The 236-nt window shown below is 48.3% G+C and carries 1 pseudogene; it reads left to right on the forward strand.

Annotated elements, in window-relative coordinates:
* A pseudogene (locus tag AAEY87_RS14415) lies at window positions 1-236 on the forward strand (TauD/TfdA family dioxygenase); the annotation flags it as partial.

Below are 236 nucleotides of genomic sequence, written 5' to 3' on the forward strand. Positions count from 1 at the left end.
GCCACTTTTAGTCAGCCGATGCGTATCAGTCGCTATTCACCTCAAGCAATTTGGCAAAATTACGTGGCTACTGCGACCGGCAGAACAGATGCCGCTGATCAAATAAGCTTGGATGATTTAGATAAATTTATCGCTGCGACGACGAGCAAGACGTTAACGCATCATGTAGAGCCTCAGACAGATGGCGGCGTTCGGTACGTGTTACAGGTACCTGCTATCCGAGAGGACAACTTAAG

The organism is Psychrobacter sp. S1-30-MNA-CIBAN-0213, from assembly GCF_040309845.1.
Lineage (GTDB): Bacteria > Pseudomonadota > Gammaproteobacteria > Pseudomonadales > Moraxellaceae > Psychrobacter.